20 protein-coding genes are annotated in these 24341 nt (G+C 54.3%); 8 read left to right on the top strand and 12 right to left on the bottom strand.

What is annotated here, in order from left to right:
- Position 1: 1 nt before the first annotated feature.
- The 3 genes from dnaJ to ACTIDN_RS02305 form a co-directional block, all read right to left on the bottom strand.
- A complete protein-coding gene (gene dnaJ / locus ACTIDN_RS02315; RefSeq protein ID WP_415507520.1) occupies positions 2-1159 on the bottom strand; it encodes a molecular chaperone DnaJ in 1158 nt (385 codons plus the stop codon).
- 152 nt (positions 1160-1311) lie between these two features.
- Positions 1312-3219, bottom strand: coding sequence for a molecular chaperone DnaK (gene dnaK, locus ACTIDN_RS02310; RefSeq protein ID WP_048837734.1), 1908 nt, complete (start codon positions 3217-3219; stop codon positions 1312-1314).
- Between the two features lie 195 nt (positions 3220-3414).
- Positions 3415-4017, bottom strand: coding sequence for a nucleotide exchange factor GrpE (locus ACTIDN_RS02305; RefSeq protein WP_441375843.1), 603 nt, complete (start codon positions 4015-4017; stop codon positions 3415-3417).
- A gap of 189 nt (positions 4018-4206) precedes the next feature.
- On the opposite strand from ACTIDN_RS02305, the gene ACTIDN_RS02300 reads away from it, so the two are divergent.
- On the top strand, positions 4207-4920 hold the full coding sequence (locus ACTIDN_RS02300; protein WP_048837736.1) for a response regulator transcription factor: 714 nt from the start codon (positions 4207-4209) through the stop codon (positions 4918-4920).
- Positions 4921-5073: 153 nt separating this feature from the next.
- Positions 5074-6729, top strand: coding sequence for an ATP-binding protein (locus ACTIDN_RS02295; protein WP_441375868.1), 1656 nt, complete (start codon positions 5074-5076; stop codon positions 6727-6729).
- Between the two features lie 11 nt (positions 6730-6740).
- On the opposite strand, the gene ACTIDN_RS02290 is transcribed toward ACTIDN_RS02295, so the two are convergent.
- Entirely contained in the window at positions 6741-7118 is a 378-nt protein-coding gene (locus ACTIDN_RS02290) for a Rid family hydrolase (protein WP_415507517.1), read from the bottom strand.
- A gap of 256 nt (positions 7119-7374) precedes the next feature.
- Here ACTIDN_RS02290 and rapZ point away from each other — a divergent pair, with 256 nt between their 5' ends.
- A complete protein-coding gene (gene rapZ / locus ACTIDN_RS02285) occupies positions 7375-8334 on the top strand; it encodes an RNase adapter RapZ (RefSeq protein WP_441375842.1) in 960 nt (319 codons plus the stop codon).
- Positions 8335-8709: 375 nt separating this feature from the next.
- Here the strand turns inward: rapZ and ACTIDN_RS02280 are convergent, their stop codons facing one another.
- The 4 genes from ACTIDN_RS02280 to ACTIDN_RS02265 all read right to left on the bottom strand — a co-directional run bounded on the left by ACTIDN_RS02280 (position 8710) and on the right by ACTIDN_RS02265 (position 12974).
- Positions 8710-9936, bottom strand: a complete 1227-nt coding sequence (locus ACTIDN_RS02280) for a c-type cytochrome (protein ID WP_441375841.1) — start codon at positions 9934-9936, stop codon at positions 8710-8712.
- Complete coding sequence (locus ACTIDN_RS02275; RefSeq protein WP_441375840.1) at positions 9936-12122, bottom strand: molybdopterin cofactor-binding domain-containing protein; 2187 nt, start codon at positions 12120-12122, stop codon at positions 9936-9938. The genes ACTIDN_RS02280 and ACTIDN_RS02275 overlap by 1 nt, the downstream gene beginning before the upstream one ends.
- Positions 12112-12573, bottom strand: coding sequence for a (2Fe-2S)-binding protein (locus ACTIDN_RS02270; RefSeq protein ID WP_086650152.1), 462 nt, complete (start codon positions 12571-12573; stop codon positions 12112-12114). The genes ACTIDN_RS02275 and ACTIDN_RS02270 overlap by 11 nt, the downstream gene beginning before the upstream one ends.
- 128 nt (positions 12574-12701) lie before the next feature.
- Positions 12702-12974: a hypothetical protein gene (locus ACTIDN_RS02265; protein ID WP_441375839.1), complete on the bottom strand. Its 273-nt coding sequence runs from the start codon at positions 12972-12974 to the stop codon at positions 12702-12704.
- A 74-nt stretch (positions 12975-13048) separates the two neighbouring features.
- Here ACTIDN_RS02265 and ACTIDN_RS02260 point away from each other — a divergent pair, with 74 nt between their 5' ends.
- Positions 13049-14332: a mechanosensitive ion channel family protein gene (locus ACTIDN_RS02260; protein WP_441375838.1), complete on the top strand. Its 1284-nt coding sequence runs from the start codon at positions 13049-13051 to the stop codon at positions 14330-14332.
- 64 nt (positions 14333-14396) lie between these two features.
- On the opposite strand, the gene ACTIDN_RS02255 is transcribed toward ACTIDN_RS02260, so the two are convergent.
- Complete coding sequence (locus tag ACTIDN_RS02255; protein ID WP_441375837.1) at positions 14397-15428, bottom strand: sulfate ABC transporter substrate-binding protein; 1032 nt, start codon at positions 15426-15428, stop codon at positions 14397-14399.
- A gap of 349 nt (positions 15429-15777) precedes the next feature.
- Between ACTIDN_RS02255 and ACTIDN_RS02250 the strand changes: the two genes are divergently transcribed.
- Positions 15778-17508: an alginate export family protein gene (locus tag ACTIDN_RS02250; RefSeq protein WP_441375836.1), complete on the top strand. Its 1731-nt coding sequence runs from the start codon at positions 15778-15780 to the stop codon at positions 17506-17508.
- Between the two features lie 9 nt (positions 17509-17517).
- Here ACTIDN_RS02250 and ACTIDN_RS02245 read toward each other — a convergent pair whose 3' ends face one another.
- The gene (locus ACTIDN_RS02245) at positions 17518-18123 is read right to left on the bottom strand and encodes a YqgE/AlgH family protein (RefSeq protein ID WP_415507509.1); all 606 of its coding nucleotides are present in this window, start codon (positions 18121-18123) and stop codon (positions 17518-17520) included.
- Between the two features lie 201 nt (positions 18124-18324).
- Here ACTIDN_RS02245 and ACTIDN_RS02240 point away from each other — a divergent pair, with 201 nt between their 5' ends.
- Both ACTIDN_RS02240 and ACTIDN_RS02235 read left to right on the top strand, forming a co-directional pair.
- A complete protein-coding gene (locus tag ACTIDN_RS02240) occupies positions 18325-19218 on the top strand; it encodes a polyphosphate kinase 2 family protein (protein WP_415507508.1) in 894 nt (297 codons plus the stop codon).
- 124 nt (positions 19219-19342) lie between these two features.
- Complete coding sequence (locus ACTIDN_RS02235; protein ID WP_441375867.1) at positions 19343-19825, top strand: hypothetical protein; 483 nt, start codon at positions 19343-19345, stop codon at positions 19823-19825.
- A gap of 89 nt (positions 19826-19914) precedes the next feature.
- Here ACTIDN_RS02235 and clpA read toward each other — a convergent pair whose 3' ends face one another.
- Together clpA and clpS are read right to left on the bottom strand one after the other, a co-directional pair.
- The gene (gene clpA / locus ACTIDN_RS02230; protein ID WP_415507507.1) at positions 19915-22275 is read right to left on the bottom strand and encodes an ATP-dependent Clp protease ATP-binding subunit ClpA; all 2361 of its coding nucleotides are present in this window, start codon (positions 22273-22275) and stop codon (positions 19915-19917) included.
- Positions 22276-22473: 198 nt separating this feature from the next.
- A complete protein-coding gene (clpS, locus tag ACTIDN_RS02225; RefSeq protein WP_441375835.1) occupies positions 22474-22854 on the bottom strand; it encodes an ATP-dependent Clp protease adapter ClpS in 381 nt (126 codons plus the stop codon).
- A gap of 274 nt (positions 22855-23128) precedes the next feature.
- Between clpS and ACTIDN_RS02220 the strand changes: the two genes are divergently transcribed.
- Positions 23129-24304: a D-alanyl-D-alanine carboxypeptidase family protein gene (locus tag ACTIDN_RS02220; protein ID WP_441375834.1), complete on the top strand. Its 1176-nt coding sequence runs from the start codon at positions 23129-23131 to the stop codon at positions 24302-24304.
- Positions 24305-24341 lie beyond the last annotated feature (37 nt).

The following is a 24341-nucleotide window of genomic DNA, read 5'->3' as shown; positions in this document are numbered from 1 at the left end:
GTTAGCTGCTTTTGTTTTCAAAGAAGTCGCGCACACGGGCGAAGAACCCACTATGCTCGGGGCTGCCTTTAACATTTTCGCCTGCTTCTTTCTCAAACTCCTCCAGCAGTTCACGCTGGCGTTTGTTGAGGTGCTGAGGGGTTTCGACCGTAACCTGAATATACATATCGCCCCGTGCCCCAGAGCGCAGAACTGAGAAGCCCTTGCCACGCAGCCGGAAATGCGCGCCGGTCTGGGTGCCTGCCGGGATTTTGACCTTGGCACGGTTACCATCAATCACCGGCACTTCAATTTCCGTACCCAGCGCGGCCTGCCCCATACGCAGCGGCACGCGGCAATAAATATTGGCGCCGTCACGCTGGAAGATCCCGTGCTCGGACACAGACACATGCACATACAGGTCACCCGGCGGCACGCCTTGTGCGCCAGCTTCCCCTTCACCTGTCACGCGGATGCGTGTTCCGTCTTCAATCCCTGCGGGGATCTGAACGCTGATTGTACGTTCTTTTTCAACAGTTCCAGCACCATGGCAGGCCTTGCAGGGGTCCTTCACCGTTTTACCAGAGCCATGGCAGGTGGGGCATGGGCGTTCTACCACGAAGAAGCCCTGTGCCGCCCGAACCTTGCCTGCACCATGACAGCTTGGGCAGACTGCAACACCGGCAGCACCATCGTTAGAGCCAGTGCCGTGGCAAGAGTCACAGGCCACACGGGTGATGATACGGACATCCTTCTTCACACCGGTGAAGGCTTCTTCCAGTGTCACATCCACATGGGTCTGCACGTCATTGCCCGTGCGGGCCGCGCCACCGCCACGGCGGCCGCCCATCATGTCCCCAAACATCTGTTCGAAAATATCGCCCAGACCGCCAGCGCCAGCGCCACCAAAGCCGTTGAAGTCAAAGCCGCCGGGACCACCGCCGCCGCCATTTTCAAACGCGGCATGGCCAAAGCGGTCATAGGCTGCACGTTTCTGCTCGTCTTTCAGGACATCATAGGCCTGATTGACTTCCTTGAACTTGGCTTCAGCCGTTTCATCACCGGGGTTACGGTCCGGGTGATACTTCATGGCCATCTTACGATAGGCTTTTTTAAGGTCGTCTGCCGATGCCGTGCGGGAGACTTCAAGCGTTTCGTAGTAGTCAATCTGAATGGCCATGGGGGTCCTCGTGCAACGGGCTGCCTCTTACTAAGCGCAGCCTATGTCTAGATATGACAAAGGCGTCCGCCTTACTGAGAAGCACGGACGCCAGAAAAAAAGAGTGCCGTTGCAGGGGGTTACCCCCCTGCCGCAGCTATAGTCGCGTCCTATCAGGACTTTTTGTCGTTAACGTCTTCGAAGTCGGCATCGACGATTTTTTCGTCGTTTGGCTTTGCGTCTGCGCCACCGGCAGCAGCCGCACCTTCTTCTGCCTGACCTGCCTTATACACAGCTTCACCAATTTTCATGGCGGCCTGCGTCAGGCGTTCAGATGCTGTTTTGATTGCTTCAGCATCCGTTCCTTCAAGAGCTTTCTTGGTTTCAGCAATCGCTTCTTCCGCAGCCGTCTTGTCAGCAGCAGGCACTTTATCGCCAGCTTCAGTCAGAGACTTTTCGACCTGGTTCACCAAGCTTTCTGCGTTGTTGCGTGCTTCAACCTGTTCGCGCTTGGCTTTATCAGCTTCAGCGTTAGCTTCAGCGTCTTTCACCATCTGCTCAATATCGCTGTCAGACAGACCGCCAGAAGCTTGGATCTTGATCTGCTGTTCTTTGCCGGTTGCCTTGTCTTTAGCAGACACGGACACAATACCGTTGGCATCGATATCGAAGGTCACTTCAATCTGCGGTACACCACGGGGAGCCGGTGCAATACCTGTCAGGTCAAAGTTACCCAGCAGCTTGTTATCGGCTGCCATTTCACGCTCGCCCTGGAAGACCTTAATGGTCACAGCGCTCTGGTTGTCATCAGCCGTAGAGAAGGTCTGGCTCTTCTTGGTCGGGATTGTGGTGTTACGGTCGATCAGGCGGGTAAACACACCACCCAGGGTTTCAATACCCAGAGACAGCGGGGTTACGTCAAGCAGCAGAACGTCTTTAACATCACCCTTCAGCACGGCACCCTGAATAGCAGCACCAATAGCCACCACTTCGTCCGGGTTCACGTTACGGGCTGGGTCTTTACCGAAGAAGTCTTTAACCGCGTCAATCACTTTTGGCATGCGGGTCATACCGCCAACCAGAATGACTTCATCGATTTCAGAAGCAGAAACGCCTGCGTCTTTCAGGGCAGCTTTGCAAGGTTCAAGCGTACGCTGGATCAGGTCATCAACAAGGCTTTCCAGCTTAGCGCGGGTCAGCTTGACCACAAGGTGCTTCGGACCGGAAGCATCTGCGGTGATGAATGGCAGGTTGATTTCTGTTTCTTTGGAAGAAGACAGCTCGATCTTGGCTTTTTCTGCTGCTTCCTTCAGACGCTGGAGAGCCAGCTTGTCGGAACGCAGGTCAATGCCCTGTTCGCGTTTGAATTCGTCTGCCAGGAAGCCGATGATGCGGTTATCAAAGTCTTCACCACCCAGGAACGTATCCCCGTTGGTGGATTTCACTTCGATCACGCCGTCAGAAATTTCCAGCACGGACACGTCAAACGTACCGCCACCAAGGTCATAAACCGCAACCGTACCGCCGCTTTTCTTTTCCATGCCATAAGCAAGGGCAGCAGCCGTCGGTTCGTTGATGATACGCAGCACTTCAAGACCAGCAATACGGCCTGCATCTTTGGTTGCCTGACGCTGTGCGTCGTTAAAGTAAGCCGGAACCGTAATAACGGCCTGCGTTACTTTTTCACCAAGGTAAGCCTCAGCCGTTTCTTTCATCTTGCCGAGCACGAAAGCGGAAATCTGGGAAGGGGCATATTTTGTGCCGCGCGCTTCCACCCATGCATCCCCATTGTCACCTTTGACAATGGCGTAGGGCACCATTTCCTTGTCTTTCTGCACGGTAGCGTCATCAAAACGACGACCGATCAGACGCTTTACAGCATACAGCGTGTTGGTTGGGTTGGTAACGGCCTGACGTTTTGCAGCCTGACCCACCAGCATTTCACCACCTTCAGTGAAAGCCACCATAGACGGCGTGGTGCGTGCACCTTCGCTGTTTTCAATAACCCGGTTTTCGCTGCCTTCACGTACGGATACGCAGGAGTTGGTTGTACCAAGGTCAATACCAATAACTTTACTCATATCTTCATTCTCCTTCAGCGACCCTGCCTGGCCCGAAGCACCGGGCGGGGTCCTAATCTCTCTGCCGTACCCTTTAATGCGGGGCGGCGTGAGTGTTGAACCTGATGTATGGTGTGCCCCAGTGCGTTTCAAGTGCAGCGCAAGGGGTTGGGCAACAAAATTATTACCCCACCATACGGTAAGTCTGTGCCGTGTTTACTCCGGCGCTTTTGCAACCACAACCATGGCTGGTTTGAGCAGGCGGCCGTGCAGGGTCCAGGTTGGGGTCCAGGCCTGCATAACTGTGCCGGGCGTGTGGTCCGGGCTTGGCTGTTCTGCCATAGCCTGATGCAGGTTGGCGTCAAACACCTTACCCTGCGGGTCATCACACTTCACGCCGTGACGCTCCAAAATGGAGATGAAAGAGCGTTCCGTGCTTTCAATGCCTTCACGCATTTTGGTCAGCACGCTGTCTTCCCCTTCCTGCGCGGCAGGCAGGTTGTGCAGGGCGCGGCGCAGATTTTCTGCTGCTTCCACAACGTCACGGGCAAATTTCTGCACCGCGTACTGCCGGGCATCATCCACGTCACGTTTGGCGCGGGTGCGCAGGTTCTGGTTCTCTGCTTCGGCACGCAGCCATTTTTCCTTGAACTCGGCAGCTTCCTGCTCAAGTTTCTGGGCTGCATCATCCGCCGGAGCGGCTGGGTCTGCGTGGTCTTCCGCTTCAGGAGCTACCGCGTCCTGATGCTGGAAAATCTTTTCGGCGTCGGTCGGCTCAGCCGGCTGGGCGCCGTGTGTCTGGTCTGTGTCGTGGGTCATGCCCTATGAAGTAAGCAACACACCCAAAACCGACAAGACCCAGAGGGTCGTTCCTGTGTCGATTTTACACGACGCGCTACCCGTGCTTCAAAAACACAGGCAAGAGAAAAATTGCGCCTAGTGGCGTAAGCAAAGCAATGCGCGTATGCTAACAGGCTTGCGTTGATGGCGAGGAAGGACACGCACACAATGGTAGAGCGGACCAAGCAGACAATCGCGCTGGTTGACGATGACCGCAATATCCTGACCTCGGTACAAATGACTCTGGAAGCAGAAGGCTTTCAGGTGCGCACCTATACCGATGGCGAATCGGCCTTGCAGGGGTTGACTGCCTACCCGGTCGATCTGGCCGTATTGGATGTCAAAATGCCCCGCATGGACGGTATGGAACTATTGCAGCGTTTGCGGGCACGCTCCCACCTGCCGGTTATCTTTCTGTCCTCCAAGGACGAAGAAGTAGACCAGTTGATGGGCCTGCGCCTTGGGGCGGATGATTATATTACCAAACCTTTCTCACAAAGGTTGTTACTAGAGCGCATACGCGCCCTGTTGCGCCGGAACGAGGTAAGCCGGGCAGAAGCCAGCGGAACCCCTGTTGGGGGTGCACTGGTGCGCGGGTCTCTCTCCCTTGATGAGCTGCGCCATAAATGCACCTGGAACGGGCAGGATGTCCCTCTGACCGTAACGGAGTTCCTATTGGTCAAAACGCTGGCCATGCGCCCCGGCCTTGTGAAGTCCCGCGACCAGTTGATTGACGCTGCCTATGGGGACACCGTGTATGTGGATGACCGGACCATTGACAGCCACATCAAACGGGTTCGCAAAAAATTCCGACAGGTGGACGATAACTTCAACCAGATTGAAACCCTGTACGGTATTGGCTACCGCTACCGCGAAGACTGAGCACCGGCCATGACCCGCCGGACCCGCATGTCTGTCTCCTCGTCACTGACCCGCCTGCGTAGCCTGCGCAGACCGGGGCAGAGCACACTGGAAGGCGGCGGAAAACCCCCGCTACCGCATGATCCCTCCCGCAAACGGCTGGTTTCTCCGCTCATGCGGCGCATCATGCTGGTTAATATCCTGCCCTTGGCCCTGCTGGCCGTGACCATGCTGTTCCTGAACCAGTTCCGGAACAGTCTGCTAGCAACCGAGGTCACAGCCCTGCGCGAACAAGCCCGCATTTATGCCGGGGCCTTGGGGGAAAGTGCTGTGCGGAGTGGCAAGGGCCGCAACACAGACCCGGATGGCGGTTTCAAGCTGGAATCGTCTCCGGCAAGCCGGATGCTGCTCCGCCTGACGGAACCAAGCCCGAGCGCCCATGCCCGCCTGTTTGCGCCCGATGGCCAACTGGTGGCAGATAATCTGGCTGACCTTCCTGGGGCAGTTATTCCAGCGGTTGGCGCACCGCCCCGCAAGGGAGACCACGTCTCTCCCCGCTCCATGCACACTATTCCACTGGACGAACCGGGCTTTTTTGAACGGGCTTTGACGTGGATATGGACGAACCATAACTCTGACATTGTCACTCTGGGCACAAACGAGGCCGATATTCCCGCAGACCCGGCCCACCCGACAGAGGCCCGTGGTCCGGATGTTCGCCCTCCACCTGAAGCGCCCCCCTATATTCGCCGCACAGCCAATGGGCGGCTGATTATCACGGTGGCTGAACCTGTCATTCATGATGGGCATACTGTCGGGATTATCCAGTTGACCCGCACGGCCTCTCAGGTCGATCGGTCAGTGTTTGCTATCCGTTCCTCGATTCTATCGCTGTTTCTGATGGTGCTGATTATTACCGTGCTGCTGTCATGGTATCTGTCCCTCACCATTGCACGGCCATTGCTGCGGTTGGCGACCTCCGCACAAGTCATGCGCGAATCCTCCGGCCGGACCGGCACGGTTCCTGCCCGCCTGTTGGCACGGCAGGATGAAATTGGTGATGTAGCACGCGCCTTGCAGGCTAGCGCGCAGGCGCTGTGGAAGCGCATGGATGCCATTGAACGCTTTGCAGCGGATGTCAGCCACGAGATCAAGAATCCGCTCTCCTCCATCCGCTCAGCCATTGAGACCCTGTTGCGGATTGAAGATCTGAACCAGCAACGCCGCCTGCTCACTATCATCAATCAGGACGTGCGGCGGCTGGACAGGCTGATTACTGACATTTCAGACGCCAGCCGGCTGGACGCGGAAATGTCCCGCGCCAAAGTGGAGCCTGTCTCCATCATGCCACTCCTCTCGGTTCTGGCAGAAATCCATCAGGCAACACGCAAAGAAGGTCAGCCGGAGATTGTCACGGAAATTGAGGGGGATACGGCGGAAAACCCGCTTCGTGTTCTGGCAGTGGAAGATCGACTAGTGCAGGTTTTACGCAACCTGATTGGCAATGCCATCTCCTTCTCCCCCCCGAACAGCCGCATTGTTCTGGAGGCAAGGCCCGTGGGTACTATGGTAGAGTTGGCGGTGAGCGATGAAGGGCCGGGCATTCCGCAAGCCAAGCTGGATTCCATTTTTGACCGGTTTTATTCAGAACGCCCAAAGAACGAGAATTTCGGCCAGCATTCCGGTCTTGGCCTGTCCATCAGCCGTCAGATTGTGGAAGCCCTGCATGGCACCATAGCGGTTGAGAACCGACACAACGCGCAGGGCGGCGTTGATGGGGCGCGGTTTGTTGTGCGCCTACCGCGCCAGCTAAGCCCGCCTACTGCTTAAGGCAGCCGCTCTCAGTCAGCCTGCTCGTTGGCTTCTATACAAAACTCAAATTCAATATCCGCATGCGGTGCGGGCAGAGCCTTGACCCATATAAGCGTAACGGAAGGTGCTATGCTGGAAAACATATGCCGTAGGATAGGCGCGCAGGTGTGAAATTCTGCTGCATTGGCAATCAAATATACCACACGGGTAACATCTGACAGGCTCAGCCCCTGTGCACGCAATGCGGCAAGGCCGTGATCGAGCGCCTCCTGGCATTGCTCCGCCATACTCTGCCCTTCAGGGGCACCGGAGCGCAAACCTGTCAGCCTGAGACCACCGGAAACATGCTCTACCCGCCCTATACCGCTGGTGTGCGCGCCATACTGAGACTGTGCCGGATTAACCATATTTTAAAAATGCACCCCACCCTGTCTGTCACACACAGTAGAATTTGTTGTGTGCCGTTAACAATACCACGCCATGCTACATGTGTCATGCACAGGACGCAGCCTCGCTCTGCCCGGTCAATAAACCACTGACATATTGCGTAACAGGGGGTGAGCCGAGCATACTGTGTCAGGCATTCACAGCAACACTACGTCCGGTCAGGTGGGACCCCATGACACCCTATTATATAACAGGCTCTGGAAAGGACATGTCCTGATGTGCGCGGCTGACCCTTATACCCCACGGCGCATCCTACTTGTATCTGGCCTGTCCGGTGCCGGGAAATCTTCCATCCTGCGTATTCTGGAAGACCTTGATTATGAGGTGATTGATAACCCCCCGCTGGGCATGCTGGATGATATTGTAGCGAGAGCCGAGCAACCCATCGCTATTGGTGTGGACTCGCGCACCCGTGGGTTTGACCCATCCGCCGTGCTGGAAGCTGTTGCACGGCTGCGCATTAATCCGGCTCTTGCTGTTGAGTTGATTTACGCCACGGCCGAAGAAAGCGTCCTGCTGCGCCGCTATACCGCTACACGCCGCCGCCACCCACTGGCCGCACATGGCAGCGTAAAAGACGGCATTGACGATGAAATTGCCCTGACCGCCCCCCTGCGCACCGCGGCTGATCTGGTGATTGATACCTCTGACATGCCACCGCCAGAACTGCGCCGGTTTGTGGAAAGCCGCTTCAGCCCTTGGCAGGCCCGTTCTGGCCAAGGGCTGACAGTTGCCTTGATGTCCTTTGCCTTCCCCGCCGGGCTACCGCGGGAGGCAGATATTGTGTTTGATGCCCGTTTTTTACAGAACCCGCATTACGACCCACAATTGGCCCCAAAAACCGGGCTGGATACTGATGTGGCAGAGTATGTTGCCAAAGACCCTGATTATCCGCAGTTTCTGAACCAGATTCACGCCATGCTGCAACTGGTGCTGCCCCGCTTTGTGCAGGAAGGCAAGAAATACGCCACTATTGCCATTGGATGCTCAGGGGGGCGGCACCGCTCCGTCACCTTGGTAGAAGCATTGGCAGAGCGGCTCTCAGCTCCAGATGGTATGGGTCATTATAAAGGGTCGGGCCAGTGGCCTATCATGATCATGCATCGGGAACTGGCGCGGCAGGGCCTAAGCGGCTGGCGATGGGCACGCAAACCGGTTGATACCGCAAGTAGCTGAACTCTTCACGCCCCTTAGTGAGGCCCATCAGCGCTTGATGCTGTCTGCCGCAACAGGAAGTGCGGCGAGCACTCTTGCTATTTTCTCGTGTCTGGTTGTGACAGTAAAGCCTGCCATAAGGCATACTGACTGTTTCTCAACGAGACACAGAAATTTTCAGGTGATTTTATAAATGCACGATAAATTCGGAAATTTTCAATTTTTTTGTGAAACGTTAAGCATAGCTTAGCCACCGTTTGTTCATTGGCCTGCTCAGAGCACAGCCTCTCCATTTCAGACAGACCTATAAAAAAACCTGAAACCGAAAGACTTTGTGAGAAAAATTTTACGGCCTTGAAAAAATAACAAAGCCGTAAAAAAGTAGATTTTTAGATGTTATTTTTTAAATTCTGACGGAGATATGTCAGCTTTTACACCTCCAAAATGCGCCAGAATGTAGGACGACAATGCGGCAAGCTCATCCGCCGTGTAGCCTTTTTCAAAGCTTGGCATAAACACTTTACCTTGGTCTGTTTCCAAACTTGTGCCTGTTAAAAGCACTTGTACGATATTACTACCCGCAGGGTCAGAAACACTATGTGCACCCGCCAGCGCGGCCCAGTCGGACTGACGCCCCAATCCATTTGCAAGGTGGCAGCCTGCACATGCCTGTGCAAACAGTTCCTCTCCCCTTTTATACGCTGTTGAAATAGAGGGTTTTGCGGAGGGCATATCTTGCGCTATGGGGCCTTTGGCAATTGGCGCAATGCTCCTGAAATATGTCACCATGGCGGAAATATCGCTGGGCGTCATATAACGCAGTCCGTGCTCAACTGCTTCTGCCATGGGGCCAGACGCCGCCCCTCTGCCCACAGCTTTGCCGGTAGACAGGTAGGAGGAGAGTTGCTCATCCGTCCAGTTACCTAGGCCATGCTCTTTGTCTGATGTCAGGTTATAGGCTTTCCATCCAACCTGAACAGCACCCGCATAAGCCTTGCTGCTTAAACCATACGTGAAATTGCGGGGTGTATGGCACTGACTGCAATGACCGAGGGCTTCTGTCAGATAAGCGCCGCGGTTCCATTCTGGTGAGCGGTTGGCTTCCGGCTGGAACCGTTTGTTGGGATTGTTCAGCAAGTTCCAGAATATCATGCCCCATCTCTGATTAAACGGAAATACCAGTTTGTTTTGTGGTATTTCTGCTTTTTCAGGGTGGAGACTGAACAGATACGCCTTGATTGCCAGAGCATCTTCGTCACTCAACAAGGTGTAAGCGGTATAAGGCATAACGGGGTATAAATGCTTGCCGCCACGGCCCACGCCTTCGCGTAGCGCCTTTAGCCATTCTGCGTCTGTGTACTGGCCAATACCGCTTTGGGTGTCAGGAGTAATATTGACCGCATAAACAGTGCCAAAAGGCAGAGGAAAAGGCCGCCCCCCTGTCAGTTTTTTGCTGTCCGGGGCTGTATGGCACGCTGCACAGTCAGCAGCACGAAACAGATATTCGCCTTTTTTGACTATATCGTTTTGATTGGGTGCCGAGGGAGCAGCCGTTTGGCCAAAAGCCGTATGGCTCCCCATCCCGACCACAAGGCTCGTGAGTAAAGCGTAACGTAACAGCATTACACGGCATCCTTTCCAAATTGCTTGGCAAAGGGGATGCGACGCAACCGTTTGCCCGTGGCAGCAAATAATGCATTGGCCAGCGCTGGAGCTGCCGCAACTGTGCCCACCTCACCAATCCCACCAATTTTTGCGTCCGCATCTGGCAGAATATGGACATGAATATCAGGCGCTTCACTCAGGCGCATCATACGATAGTTATGAAAATTTGACTGCTCAACACGTCCATTTTTCAAAGTAATTTCATTGTAAAGCGCCATGGTAAAACCAAAAATCAGCCCGCCCTGTATTTGGGACACAACCCCATCTGGAAAAACAACAGGGCCACAATCAACAGCACTATGTGCGCTGAGAATATGAATTTGACCGTCCTTCTCAACTTTGGCCTCAACAACTGTCGCTGCCCACGTTTCGAACGAATGGTGCAAGGCCACGCCCATGCCATGCCCCTCTGGCAACGGTTTGCCCCAGCCTGACTGCTTTGCCACCTCATCAAGTAGTTTTATGGCACGCGGTTGATGCGCGGCCAGTTTTTTGCGTAGGGTCAGAGGGTCCTGACCCGCTTTATGGGCAAGCTCATCAACCATGCTTTCCACCACAAAAACATTGTGGGTTGGCCCAACCCCACGCCACCAGAGTGTGGTGAGGGCTTCTGGCTCATGCCTGACAAATTCCACCAACTGGTCAGGGATAGTGTACGGCGTTTCTGCAGCACCTTCCACGGCATCCGGGTCAAGCCCGTGGTCCATGTCAGAAGGTGACCAGCGCGCGGAGACCGATGAGCCTGTTGTTCTGTGGTGCCAACCGCTGACGGTCCCCTCGTTCGTCAGTCCGGCAGAAATTCGGTCATAGTAGTAAGGCCGAAACTGATCCTGTGTGATGTCTTCTTCCCGTGTCCAGATCAACTTAACGGGATAGGAAACCTGTTTTGCAAAATGTGCGGCCTGACCAATGGAGTTTGAATCAAGCCGTCTGCCAAACCCTCCACCGATAAGATGGTTATGGATGAAAATTTTCTCGAGTGGCAGACCTGTTGCATCGGCCACTTCTTGCCTTGCGCGGCCGGGAACCTGTGTGCCTACCCATACATCCGCACCATCGGGCCTGATGTGCAATGTGGTATTAATAGGTTCCAGCGCTGCATGAGCCAGAAAGGGAAGTTCGTAAACAGCATTTATCCGCGTATGAGCATTCCGTAACGCATCCTGCGCGTTGCCGCGCTTTACCGCAGTTACACCAGACTGGTCTGATGCTTTTTTCATGTCCGCAATAATATCTTCTGTCGAGGTCGTGCTGTTTTTGCCGTAATCCCACTCAGGGCTGGCCATTTCCAACCCTTTTATGGCAGCCCACATATGATCGCCTATGACTGCTATGGCGTCTGGCAGCGTCAAAACCTCAACCACACCCGGCACAGCAAGAGCAGCCTGCTTGTTGTAGCCGGTAAGATGACCACCTTTGACAGGACATGCCATAATGCGGCCAATCTTCATGCCCGGTATTTGTGCATCTATACCAAAGCGGGCAGACCCATTGGTCTTTGCTTTGGTATCAACCCTGCGGGGGCTTGTGCCGATAAGCGTAAAGTCAGCCGGTGATTTTAGAGTGACTTTTTCCGGAACTGGCTGATGGCTCGCAAGATCTGCAAGTTCGCCATAAGAAAGGCTTTGCCCGGTAGCCTGATGACTAACGCGGCCTTCGTGAGCCTTGCAGCCTGCGGCCTCCACGCCCCAACGCTGGGCGGCGGCGGCTATCAGCATCATACGGGCTGCAGCGCCAGCTTCCCGCAAATAGACCCAGCAATGGCGAGTGGAGGATGATCCCCCAGTTTCTTCCTCGCTCGCCCCTTTATCAATATAGGCAGGGTCCGCCGGGGCGGCTTCAACCTGTACCTGATCCAGACCGACCTCCAGCTCTTCAGCCAGAAGCATCGCAAGACCCGTATAAATACCTTGGCCCATCTCAACATGAGACATAACAAGGGTTATGGCCCCCTGTGATGGCACACGGATAAAGGCATTCGGTTTAAAAAGACTGCCCGTTAACGTATCTTGCGCCTGCGCAGTTTGAATAAGCGGCAAACCGGGCAGAAAAGTGGAAAGCAGCAACCCGCCGCCAGCACTCAATGCCCCTCCAATAAATGCGCGCCTTGATGCGGAAACGGTTTTTGTTTTTTCAGACGTCATGAGAAGCTGCTTTATGAATAGCTTTACGAATACGTACATAGGTGCCGCAGCGGCAGATATTGCCTGCCATCGCATCATCTATCTCCGCATCACTAGGGTGCGGTGTTTTCTGTAAAAGGGCTGTTGCCGTCATGATCTGTCCGGACTGACAATAACCGCACTGGATAACTTCCTCATCCAGCCAGGCCTGTTGTACACGGGCACCTGCCTCTGTCTGGTTAATGGCTTCTATGGTCGTAATGTCGCGTCCGGCCACGGACTGTACGGTCAGAAGGCAGGACCTGACAGGCTGTCCATCTATGTGCACGGTGCAGGCTCCGCATTGCGCAACCCCGCACCCATATTTTGTACCCGTAAGATGCAAAATATCTCTTAAAATCCAGAGCACAGGCATATCGCCCGTCACATCTACCGTGTGAAGGGTGCCGTTCACCTTGAGATCAAACTTCATACATGCAAGTCCGCTATAAACAATGAAATATAGTTGTATTTATTATATACATTATTACAAAAAATTAAAGTGGCAATTATTTGAGGAGTTCCCGTAATTAATAATCAAACTATTTATAAAATATTAATTTATACTTTCTTATGCAGCAGCACATACGGTTGCACGGTAGCCGTGAGTCCATATCCCCCCATGCTGCCGCTGTAAAACTGTGGCAGTGATTTGCCTTTTTCAGCCAACCGCCATAGAAAAACTTTACCTGCCAACGAGAGCAAAAGAGCAAGATGCCATTTTACGAATGGCAAGACTTGAAAAATAAAAATATTTTTGTGATCCTTAGGCTCACAAGAGCAGAACTTTTGCAATGTTTCTGCGTCTTTATTTGCGTTCAATTTTCCAGACACAAAATTGTTCGTACGGCATCATGCAGAATGTTGCCATGTGCTTAACTGTAGCCAGAAGGTGATTATTTTTTCTTATGCCGCTTTCCGCAACCACGCTGACTCAAGACCCTGTGGCGGTCTCCATTCAAAAGGAAATCACGCCCTACGTCTCCTCTTTCAGAGAGTGGTTAAGTTGGCTACCGGCCCCTTTTGTGTCCCTGCTGGTGCTAGCCCTTGTTGGGCTGGTGGCAGGCCTGATCAGCCGTCTGGTAACAGACCGCATCCTTATGCGTCTGCCGGGCAGCAAAGGCGCGGCTGTACGCTCCTTCACCAAAGCGCTACGGCAGCCAGTGCGGTTGAGCATCATGATTTTGGCTATGGGTGTGGCACTGCCTGTCAGTGGCCTGCACAGCGCCTTGCAGGACGGAGTGGGGCACCTGTTGCTCATCTCCTTCGTTGCGGTCATGGGCTATGGGATTCTCATGACTGTGCGCGTGATCTCGGACGCCTATCTGACCCGTTTTTCTGAAGCCGATCAGGAAGACGATATTCTGGCCCGCAAGCATGCCACGCAGTTCCGGCTACTGCGGCGTATGGCAGAAATTCTGATTTGCGTTCTGACCATCGGGGCAGAACTGATGTCTTTTGAACCGGTGCGGGAATATGGCCTCAGCCTTTTTGCCTCGGCTGGTGCTGCGTCTCTTATTGCGGGTCTGGCGGCACGGCCCATTCTGGCCAATCTGTTCGCCGGGGTTCAGATTGCCATGACACAACCCATCCGTATGGGAGATCTGATTGCCTTTGAAGGCGATTGGACATGGGTGGAGGAAATTACCTCTACCTACGTCGTACTCCGCGCATGGGACTGGCGGAGACGCATTGTGCCCATAGCCTATTTTCTGGACACGCCTTTTCAGAACTGGACTTATAATTCTGCCGAACTAATCGGTGCTGTATTCCTGTATGTGGACTACCGCGCCCCCGTGGACAGAATACGCGCCAAATTGGAAGAAATTGTGCGCGGTTGCCCCCAATGGACAGGAAAAGACTTCAGTGTGCAGGTCGTAGACTGCAACCAGCACATCGTGACTATTCGCATGACCGCCAGCGCACGCACCGCCATAAGAAGTTGGGATTTACGCTGTGAAGTGCGAGAAAAAATTATCCGATGGATGTGTGAGGAATGCCCTGAGGCGCTGCCCCGCACCCGCTTTGCCATGACGCCAGCAGAACTGAGCGCCACCCAGCCGCCCCTTACGCAGCCTATACCTCCCGGCGCAGGAACCCCGCCTGTTGGACCATTGGGACTGTTTGATAACGCGCCAGCCCTCAGTCCGTCTTCAACCCCGCCGGACCCCAGCGTATTTCGGCCTCTTTAAAAAAATGGCAGCCCCTTAAAAAGAGGCTGCCATTGATAAAAATACCTTACGTTAGGCTAGCAGGTTAGTCCTGCGTGATCTGGTCAAACACGCCATGGTCCGCAAAATGTTTCTTCTGCACAGCGGCCCAGCCCCCAAGGCTGGCAACATCAAATGTCTCGACCTTCGGGAAAACGCTGGCGGTTTCTGCTGCTATGGCAGGATCTACCGGGCGGAAGTAATGCTTGGCACCAATCCGTTGACCGGTGGGAGAAAACAGGAAATTGACATAAGCCTGTGCCGCAGCCTGTGTGCCATGCTGTGCAACATTTTTGTCCACCACAGCGACAGGGGGTTCAGCCAGAATGGTCAGTTTGGGCACGACAATATCAAACCGGTCCGGCCCAATATCCTTGGCGGCCAGCAGGGCTTCATCTTCCCACGCCAGCAGCACATCCCCCAAGCCACGCTGAACAAAGCTGTTGGTAGCGCCACGTGCGCCGGTGTCCAGCACAGGCACATGCTTGAATAACTGCTTGAGATACGCACGTGCTGTGTCTTCAGACCCGCCGGGCTGGTGCAGCGCCCATCCCCATGCCGCCAGATAATTCCATCGTGCGCCGCCAGACGTTTTGGGGTTAGGGGTTACAATTTTGACGTCATCCCGGATCAAATCAGACCAATCCTGAATATGTTTGGGGTTCCCCTTACGCACCAGAAAAACAATAGTGCTGGTATATGGCGTTGAGTTATGGGGCAGGCGTTTTTGCCAGTCTGTTGCCAGAAGGCCGTGCTGAGCCAGCACATCAATATCATACGCCAGACCAAGCGTTACAATATCAGCCGGAGCCCCTTCCAACACGGAGCGGGCCTGTGCACCGGAGCCGCCGTTGGAGGTCCGTACAAATACGCTGCTACCAGCGTGATCCTTGCTGTATGCGGCGGCAAAAGCCTTATTGATCTCCGCATACAACTCGCGCGTTGGGTCGTACGAGACGTTGAGCAGAGTGGCTGTATCCGCCAGTGCCTGCTGGTGCAGTGTAAGCCCGGATGCCGCGCCGCCAGCAGCCAGTAGGGCTGCGGTTAAAACCTTACGCCGTGAGAAAAGACCAGACACGGTTTTTGCCCCCTGTTCCATTCTGACACCCCGGCTGTTTGTAAGGTTAAAGCCGGGATAGTGATTGCCTGTTAAATTCCACGCTATCACTCGCGTATTTCGCGTCAAGATAAAACACAAGTTTTTGTGTTTTTTTATAACTTATTTTACCGGCATTTTTAGCAGAAGAGTGCTTTTTCCACACTTAAACCCACGCAGCGGATACACCGCAAACCATTCTGCGGCCAAAAATACACAGTCGATATATACGAATAAGAATGTTAATTTTTGATCATTGCGGTTTGTTCTTGTTTGTGTATTTATTTTTATATCGTTTTTTATCGTGTTTTATAGTGTTTGCAGGGTCTCCATGGTTGGCTTTCAGGCTTCAGCAGTTTCGCGGTTCTGTGTTCTTGCCTCTTCATCTGCTGCATGTCTGGCGGTTGCCTTACTGCGCCCGGCCGCGGCCCAAACACCTGCGCCAACAGCCCAGCCAGCACCAGCCGCCGTCGCTACCAAGGGCACACCTGCCACACCCGCCAAAGCGCGGGAGACCATTACAGTGCACGCCCCCCCATTGCCCAACATTGTATTGTATCCACACGCCACACCAACCGGGCAGCCCATCCGCACGACCGGTGCACAAGGCCGAACCTCTGGCAGGCAATATGACTGGGGCGTATTCAACCGTGGCAACGGGGAAGCCGCAGGCTTTGGCCCGGTAGGGCAATACGGCGTTGCTCCATGGGCAGAGGACTGGAGCCGCCTGCGCGACAAAAGCAAACGGACAGACCCTCTGGATGTTCTTAAATTTATTGCCCTGAACGAAAACAAAACCATATGGCTCAGTTTTTCAGGAGAAACCCGCCTGCGGAACTGGTTTGAAAGTCGCCCCAATCTGGGCACACAGCACAATAATGATTCCGGGCGTTTTGGCGTGCGAAACCTGTATGGCGCGGATTTACACCTTGGCGAGCACGTGCGTTTTTTTGGGCAACTGGTCAATGCAGATGCAGGCGGCTGGAACGGGTATGGATATGGGAGCACCTACAGGAAACGGCTTGATGCACAGCAGGCTTTTGTAGAAACACGTTGGAACATGTTTGGTGCAAAAAGCGGCTTCATGTTTGGGCGGCAGCAATTTGTGGGAGCGCCTTCCTACATGCTTTACAGCCGTGAAACACCGAATGTTCCGCTCTCATGGAATGGCTTTCGGGGTTATATGGTCTGGCCACGCTTCCGCATTGACGGGTGGGACTTTGTGCAGACAAATGATTCCTACACAAAAATGTTCCATGATACTGAAAACTATAATACCCGCCTGTATGGTTTTAACATGACATGGGCCCCGCCAGATGGGCACTTCATGGGGGATAGAAGCTACTCATTTCTGGATGCTTTTTATGTTGGCTACAAACTTTCGGGCTCAGGTGGTGCAATAGCTGGCCCCAACAACACAAGCAATAATGGGTCCAACACGCGCAACAACTTTGGGGTGCGCTGGCACGGGCTGGCCGGGCCGTTTGAATTTTCGTTAGGCGGGATTTGGCAGGGTGGGGTTTTCCGTTATGCCAAGACTGATCAGGCACGTAATGTCAGCGGTTATGCCATTAATACGCTTGTGGGTTACCGTATTCCCAAAGATCGTTTCCATACCTTTATGGGTGTGCAGACAGACGTGTATTCCGGCGGCAACAAGGATAAGAAGAACGGTACAATCGGCACCTATATCTCCCCTTTTAACCCTCAGACCAATTATCTGGACACCACAACCTATATGACCGGCTCTAACCTGATTAGTGTTGCCCCGCTTATACGCGCAACATTTTTCAAATCTGTCAGCTTACAGGTCAAATACCCGCTCTTCTGGCGGTATAGTACACAAGACCCCATTTACCGCTCATCAGGGTTTTATAAATTTGCCCATGATTTTGATGGCAAGTTTATTGGCATGGCACCGCAGGCTTCTCTTGCGTGGCAGATCACGCAGCATCTGTCCTGGACGCAATATGTATCGCGCTTCATGACCTCTAACGCCCTGAACAAGGCGGGAGGGTCCAGCGCGACCTATTACCAGTCCAACTTTGTGTTCAGGTTTTAAACCCCGCCTTCAGGCGTGACCCGTCTGACCTGTAAGCTGCACCGGGTCCAGATTAATGGCGGCAAGAGCCTGCCGCCATTTACCATCAAAATCCTGCCCAAACACAATCTCCGGTGTGGCGGGGGCTACCAGCCACGCATCCTGTTGCAGGATTTCTTCTTCCAACTGTCCGGCAGACCAACTGGCATGACCCATAGCCAGTAGCGCATTACGCGGGCCTGCCCCCTCCGCCAAAGTTTGCAGCACGGCAAGAGACGCACTGAGTGTTACGTCTGGCGTAATTGCTAGCCCGCCCTCACTTTCCCAGTCGGAGGAGTGCAGGACAAAACCATGCGTTACGTCTAGCGGTCCTCCGGCACTTACCCCAATGCGGCGTAGCGGCGGCACGGGCGTAATGTGCAACTGTTCCAGCAGTTCATCCAAACCGGGAGCGGGCAAACGCCGGTTGACGACAAACCCCATAGCCCCGCCATCCACCGTATGGGCGCATAGGTAAATAACAGTGCAGGCAAATGGGGTGTCACCCAAGGCTGGAGATGCAACCAGAAGCTGGCCAGCGAGAGACGGAACCTGATCCGCCATAGGGGAGGATGAAGTATGATGCCGAGAAGCCATATGTTCGATATGCGACCGGCTTTGCGTTTTGGCAACCTTTGTCTGCTACGCTAACCGCTGGCCAGATGGGAGCATAAGGGACATGCCGAGTGTGAGAGACGCCTATGCGAGAGGCCACGTCTCTCTTGAAAGATAAAAATTTGAACGTTTTTACAAATTTTTTATTCGGTTGTAATGTCGGCCCATCATAAGGGAACCATCATGAATAAACTGACCAAATTCCTGCACATCCTTGATAGCTACCATATTACAGAAGGCGATAAATTCCGCCTGAAAGATCATAACCCCAATGATGACGGGAATCTGGGTTTAACCAAGGAGGATGGGTCCGAGCTGCTGAAAGAGGTCAAGCATCGCTTACAGGACCTACAGGAACTGCTTTACGCCAACCAGAAACAGTCTGTTCTGATTATTCTGCAAGGCATGGATGCCGCAGGCAAGGACGGTACAATCAAGCACGTTATGTCCGGCGTTAACCCGCAGGGTGTGTCTGTGGCCTCTTTCAAACAACCCGGCCCGACTGATCTGCTGCATGGTTTTTTATGGCGTATTCATGCTGCGGCCCCACAGGCCGGGCGCATCGTCATTTTTAACCGCAGCCAGTATGAAGATGTGCTGGTAACCCGTGTTCACCCTGAACTGCTAGACCGCGAACACCTGACCGGCCCAATTGATACGCCGGAATTCTGGGAAGGCCGCTATAAGGACATTCGCCACCTTGAGCATTACTTCTCCCGCCAAGGCACGCTGGTCCTGAAATTTTTTCTGAACATCTCGGCAGATGAACAGAAAGAACGCCTGCTCTCCCGTTTGGAAGAGCCAGAAAAACGCTGGAAGTTTTCCTCGTCTGACCTCAAGGAACGCGAATACTGGGACCAGTACCAGACAGCCTATGAGGATGCCATTCAGGCTACGGCTCGCCCGTATGCACCATGGATTATCGTGCCTGCCAACCACAAATGGTATGCAAGACTGGTGGTTATTGGCACCATTATTCGTGCCCTGACACACCTGCAACTGCAACTCCCTCAGCCTGCGCCGGACGTTACCAAGCGGCTGGATGATTACCTTGCACGACTGAAAAACGAAAAATAACGTCGTCCCAAGGAGTATCGGCCTGTTGCGAAACGGGCCGATGTTTCTTACAGACGTTTACCCCATGCTGTGGCCGTCCCGGACGGTGGACCATGGCTCCGCCAGAACAAAGGTTATTCCCCCTATGGTTGCCCCCGCTTTTTTACGCCCCCTGCTGGCTGCGGGCCTGCTTACGCTTACAGCTCTCCCTTATTCCGTAGCGGCACAGGCTGAACCTACCGCAACGGTTCCGGCAAGCTGTGATAACCGTGATTTTCTGGCTAAGCAGTTTGCTTTTGAAAATGGCGGCTCCAAAGCGGATGTGCCGGTGCATATTTGCGGTACCGTGCTGGCAGTGAGCCCCAAAGCCAAGCGCACACGCAGCGGTTGGCATGGCTATTTTTATGTGGCTGTTACGCCTTCTATTTCCATCCGCATTGTCTCCGGTCTGGATGAAATGAAAGCTCCGAACTGGCCTTGGGTTACAAAAGGCGATCAGGTGGAAGTTGTGGGCCGGTATTATTACGACTCCATCCGCCGTCAGGGCATTGACTGGACGCATCATGGCACAGGCTGGTCATGGCCCGTGCCGGGTTATGTCACTGTAAACGGCCACAAATACGACTGAGCCTTCACGTTCCACAAATATGGAAAAGGCCAGTCCGTATGGTGCGGACTGGCCTTTTTTCATTGCCGACTGGTGGGAAGAGGCTGCCGTTACCCGGCTGCTTCTTCCTCATGTTTTGTGCTGCGCTCCTTACCAGACCCGTCAGCCCGGTCGGGTGTGTTGCTTTCGATAATATCGAAGGTCAACGCACCGTTTTTCAGACCGATCTTGACCGCGCCACCTTTGGTCAGCTTGCCAAACAGCAGTTCTTCCGCCAGCGGTTTCTTCAGCTCTTCCTGAATAACGCGGCCCAGTGGGCGTGCACCATACAGGCGGTCATACCCACGCTCTGCCAGCCACTCCTTGGCTGCGGAAGACAGTTCCAGCGTCACGTTGCGGTCTGCCAGTTGGGCTTCAAGCTGCAACACAAACTTCTCAACCACCCGGCCCACCGTTTCCGGCGTGAGGTTAGCGAACGGAATAATAGCGTCCAGACGGTTGCGGAATTCCGGGGTGAACAGGCGTTTAATGGCCTCTTCATCCTCACCCACACGGGTGTCACGCCCAAAGCCAATGGCTTCTTTACTCAGGTCTGCCGCACCGGCGTTGGTGGTCATGATCAGAATGACGTTTCTGAAATCCACCGTTTTACCGTTATGGTCTGTCAGGCGGCCATGATCCATAACCTGCAACAGCACGTTATAAAGGTCTGGATGCGCTTTCTCAATTTCATCCAGCAGCAGAACCGCATGCGGGTGTTGGTCAATGGCATCGGTCAGCAAACCGCCCTGATCAAACCCGACATAACCGGGAGGCGCGCCCAACAGACGGGAAATGGAGTGGCGCTCCATATATTCCGACATATCAAAGCGGATCAGTTCAATGCCTAGTGTTGCAGCCAACTGGCGTGCAACCTCGGTTTTACCAACCCCTGTCGGGCCAGAGAACAGATAGTTACCAATTGGCTTTTCAGGGTCACGCAAACCTGCACGGGACAGTTTTATGGCGTCTGACAAGGTATGGATGGCCTTGTCCTGCCCGAACACCATGTTTTTCAGGTCACGGTCCAGCGCGCGCAGCACTTCTTTATCATCAGCCGAGACACTTTTGGGCGGAATGCGGGCAATACGCGCAATAATGTCCTCAACATCCTTCAGGTTTACGGTTTTGCGCCGTTTGCCTTCTGGCAGAAGCATGCGGGATGCCCCGACCTCATCAATCACGTCAATGGCTTTATCGGGCAGTTTGCGGTCATGAATATACTTGGCAGCAAGTTCCACCGCGCCACGAATAGCCTCTTCCGTGTACCGCACCTTATGGTGTTTTTCGTAGCTGCTTTTCAGGCCACGCAGGATTTTGACCGTATCTTCAACAGACGGTTCAGGCACATCAATTTTCTGGAACCGACGCACAAGCGCACGGTCTTTTTCAAAGTGCTGGCGGAACTCTTTGTAGGTGGTCGAGCCAATGCAGCGCAACGTGCCCGCAGCCAGAGCAGGCTTGAGCAGGTTGGATGCATCCATCGCTCCACCAGAGGTAGAGCCCGCACCAATGACCGTATGGATTTCATCAATAAACAGGATGCCATTACGGTCCTGATCCAGCTCGGTCACTACGGCTTTCAGGCGTTCTTCAAAATCCCCGCGGTAACGGGTACCGGCCAGCAATGCCCCCATGTCCAGAGAATAGATGGTGGCTTTCAGCAACACTTCCGGCACATTGCCTTCTACAATACGGCGGGCCAGCCCTTCGGCAATGGCCGTTTTACCCACGCCGGGGTCACCCACATACAGGGGGTTGTTCTTGGTACGGCGGCACAGGATCTGGATAGTACGCTCAACTTCCTTATCCCGCCCAATGAGCGGGTCAACCTTGCCAGCCTGTGCTTTGGCATTGAGGTTGACGCAGTAAGTAGAGAGCGCTTCCTGATTTTTCTGTGTGCGGGCTTCCCCACGGTCCGGGTCTTCCCCTTTGTCAGGGCCGGACTCCGCATTGTTCTTGCCTGTTCCGGTAACCGGGCGGCGTGTGGAGCGGTCGGGTGCCTTGGCAATACCGTGCGACAGGAAATTAACGGCATCAAGCCGGGTCATGTCCTGCAATTGCAGGAAATAGACCGCATGGCTTTCACGCTCGGCAAACAGGGCAACAAGCACGTTAGCGCCTGTCACTTCATCACGCCCTGTAGATTGCACATGAATGGCCGCACGCTGGATAACGCGCTGGAAGGCCGCTGTTGGTTTTGGCTCGGTCGGGCGCTCAGATGCCAGCCCGGCCAGATCTTTATCCAGAAAATTCGTCAGGTCTGTCCGCAGGCGGTCAAGGTCGACCCCGCAGGCACGAAACACCGTCACAGCATCAGCATCATCAACCAGCGCCAGCAGCAGATGCTCCAGCGTTGCATATTCGTGGTGCCGTTCACCGGCTAAAATGAGAGCTTGATGTAGCGTCTGCTCCAGATTGCGTGACAACATGATGAGACGCTCCTTTCCCCGTTCTGCCAGAGTGTGGGCTAAGGATGCCTGCTTACTCTGGTGGCCTATTTTTCATATTTGGCCGCTTTGAGAGGAATTGCGAGTCAGAAAGCGCGTAAAAATTGCGCTATGACGATTTTTTTTCCTTAAGGCTCCGAAAAACTACAGATAATGCCAGCTTTCCCGCAAAGCAGGTGTTTACTCTTTTTCAATTGTGCATTGCAGGGGGTGTTGGTTCTGGCGTGCCAGATCCATCACCTGCGTAACCTTTGTTTCCGCCACCTCATAGGTAAACACACCGCACACGCCTACGCCGCGCTTATGCACGTTGAGCATGATGGCGGTGGCCTCATCTCTATTCTTGCTGAAAAAGCGCTCAAGCACATGCACAACAAATTCCATGGGCGTGTAGTCATCGTTGAGCATCAACACTTTGTACATGGAGGGCTTGCGGGTCTTGGGGCGGGCTTTCACCACAACGCCACTGTCAGTCCCGTCATCACCCGACTCCGCGCCACCACCCTGGCGGCGTGATGGACCATTGCCCGTGTGCAGAACAGTAAAAGAACGGGACGCCATCAGTACAGAACTCCGTTGCCAATTTTTAAGGAAGTGACCCTATACCACAATATTGGCATAGCATCCCACCGATGGAAGGGGGCTTTGCGCCTGAATGGCAGAGTTATCAAGCCTTCTGGCGCGCAGATGCCTTATTCAGGCCACAAATCAGGCTGAGACAGGATGTGAAGAATACCGCGCAAGGATAAGGATTCTCTCCTTTTTTCACTGTTGCGGGCTTGCAATCTATGAGACGAGACTGACATTATCCTGAGAAACACAGGTGGGACGCGCAGTGGCACATACCGGCAAAGCAGGACGCAGAAAACACACCCCAACCCAGTCTGCTGACTATAAGCAGAACAGAAAGAGAACGTCCAGTCGAAAATGGATTGGGCTTCTGGCGGGTGTTGCGTTAGGCACTGTCGCCACCCAGCGTAACGCCCATGCGCAGTATGCTGGCCAGCTGAGTTCCATCGTGATGGATGCCAACACCGGTGCTGTTTTGTCCCAGACAGACCCGGACCTGCGCCGCTACCCTGCCAGCCTGACAAAATTGATGACGCTGTATCTGACCTTCTCGGCATTACGCGCCGGGACGATCACGCTGGACCAGCTTGTGCCCGTCTCCATTCACGCAGCAACCATGGAGCCCTCCAAACTTGGGGTTGTGCCCGGTAGCCGCCTGACAGTGCAGCAGGCCATTCTGGCGCTGGTCACCAAGTCCGCCAACGATGCTGCCTGTGCTCTTGGTGAATTTCTGGGGGGCGGGAGCGAGCCACAGTTTGCTGCCCTCATGACCCAGCAGGCCCGCGCATTGGGCATGAGCCGCACGACCTTCCGCAATGCCTCCGGCCTGCCAGACCCGGACCAGCTCACCACGGCGCGTGACCTCGCCACACTGGGCCGGCATCTGATCAATGACTTTCCGGAAGACTATCATTACTTCTCCACTGCTGCCTTCCGCTTCCATGGCCGGATGATCCCCAACCACAACCCGATGCTGAAAGCCTATGTGGGCGCGGACGGGATGAAGACGGGCTATACAGAAGAAGCAGGCCGCAACCTTGTGACATCCGCCCTGCGCAGCAACGTGCGGCTGGTTGGTGTTGTTATGGGCGCGTCCAGCAATGGTCAGCGTACTCTGGCTATGGCAGACCAGCTTGACCGTGGTTTTGATGCCGAAGGTGTTGCTCCGGTTGAGCGGCCACTGGTTCTGGCACGCAACACCGTCCCTGCTCACCACCATGCAGGACGTGTGATTGTTCTGGCTGCGGCTTCAACCCACGCCCATGCACCGCTGGAAGTGGCCGAGGCCCCCGTAGGCCGCCGTGGTGTCCACCATGTTCGGGCTACACCTGTTGCCAATGGCCATCATCTCCGGCTCATTGGCGCGAAAGTGCATCCGGCTACAGCCAGCACCAGCAAGCATACGCTGCATAAAGCGCACGCTACACGCAGCAGAACCTGATTTTATGACACTTTCCCCCGCTTCCTGCCCGGAAGCG

The sequence above is a fragment of the Acetobacter sp. genome (assembly GCF_052102375.1).
In the GTDB taxonomy this organism is placed as follows: domain Bacteria; phylum Pseudomonadota; class Alphaproteobacteria; order Acetobacterales; family Acetobacteraceae; genus Acetobacter.
The sequence above is the reverse complement of the archived record's forward strand: the minus strand, read 5'-3'. Positions and strand labels throughout refer to the sequence as shown.

Excerpts from the sequence above, each read along its gene's own strand:
- ACTIDN_RS02235 (WP_441375867.1), top strand. The coding sequence starts at position 19,343 with ATGGTTGCCCCCGCTTTTTTACGCCCCCTGCTGGCTGCGGGCCTGCTT.
- ACTIDN_RS02275 (WP_441375840.1), bottom strand. The coding sequence starts at position 12,122 with ATGACGTCTGAAAAAACAAAAACCGTTTCCGCATCAAGGCGCGCATTT.
- ACTIDN_RS02290 (WP_415507517.1), bottom strand. The coding sequence starts at position 7,118 with ATGGTTAATCCGGCACAGTCTCAGTATGGCGCGCACACCAGCGGTATA.
- ACTIDN_RS02270 (WP_086650152.1), bottom strand. The coding sequence starts at position 12,573 with ATGAAGTTTGATCTCAAGGTGAACGGCACCCTTCACACGGTAGATGTG.
- ACTIDN_RS02295 (WP_441375868.1), top strand. The coding sequence starts at position 5,074 with ATGCGGCGCATCATGCTGGTTAATATCCTGCCCTTGGCCCTGCTGGCC.
- ACTIDN_RS02260 (WP_441375838.1), top strand. The coding sequence starts at position 13,049 with ATGCCGCTTTCCGCAACCACGCTGACTCAAGACCCTGTGGCGGTCTCC.
- ACTIDN_RS02250 (WP_441375836.1), top strand. The coding sequence starts at position 15,778 with ATGGTTGGCTTTCAGGCTTCAGCAGTTTCGCGGTTCTGTGTTCTTGCC.
- ACTIDN_RS02245 (WP_415507509.1), bottom strand. The coding sequence starts at position 18,123 with ATGGCTTCTCGGCATCATACTTCATCCTCCCCTATGGCGGATCAGGTT.
- clpA (WP_415507507.1), bottom strand. The coding sequence starts at position 22,275 with ATGTTGTCACGCAATCTGGAGCAGACGCTACATCAAGCTCTCATTTTA.
- dnaJ (WP_415507520.1), bottom strand. The coding sequence starts at position 1,159 with ATGGCCATTCAGATTGACTACTACGAAACGCTTGAAGTCTCCCGCACG.
- ACTIDN_RS02240 (WP_415507508.1), top strand. The coding sequence starts at position 18,325 with ATGAATAAACTGACCAAATTCCTGCACATCCTTGATAGCTACCATATT.
- dnaK (WP_048837734.1), bottom strand. The coding sequence starts at position 3,219 with ATGAGTAAAGTTATTGGTATTGACCTTGGTACAACCAACTCCTGCGTA.
- ACTIDN_RS02280 (WP_441375841.1), bottom strand. The coding sequence starts at position 9,936 with ATGCTGTTACGTTACGCTTTACTCACGAGCCTTGTGGTCGGGATGGGG.
- clpS (WP_441375835.1), bottom strand. The coding sequence starts at position 22,854 with ATGGCGTCCCGTTCTTTTACTGTTCTGCACACGGGCAATGGTCCATCA.
- rapZ (WP_441375842.1), top strand. The coding sequence starts at position 7,375 with ATGTGCGCGGCTGACCCTTATACCCCACGGCGCATCCTACTTGTATCT.
- ACTIDN_RS02300 (WP_048837736.1), top strand. The coding sequence starts at position 4,207 with ATGGTAGAGCGGACCAAGCAGACAATCGCGCTGGTTGACGATGACCGC.
- ACTIDN_RS02305 (WP_441375843.1), bottom strand. The coding sequence starts at position 4,017 with ATGACCCACGACACAGACCAGACACACGGCGCCCAGCCGGCTGAGCCG.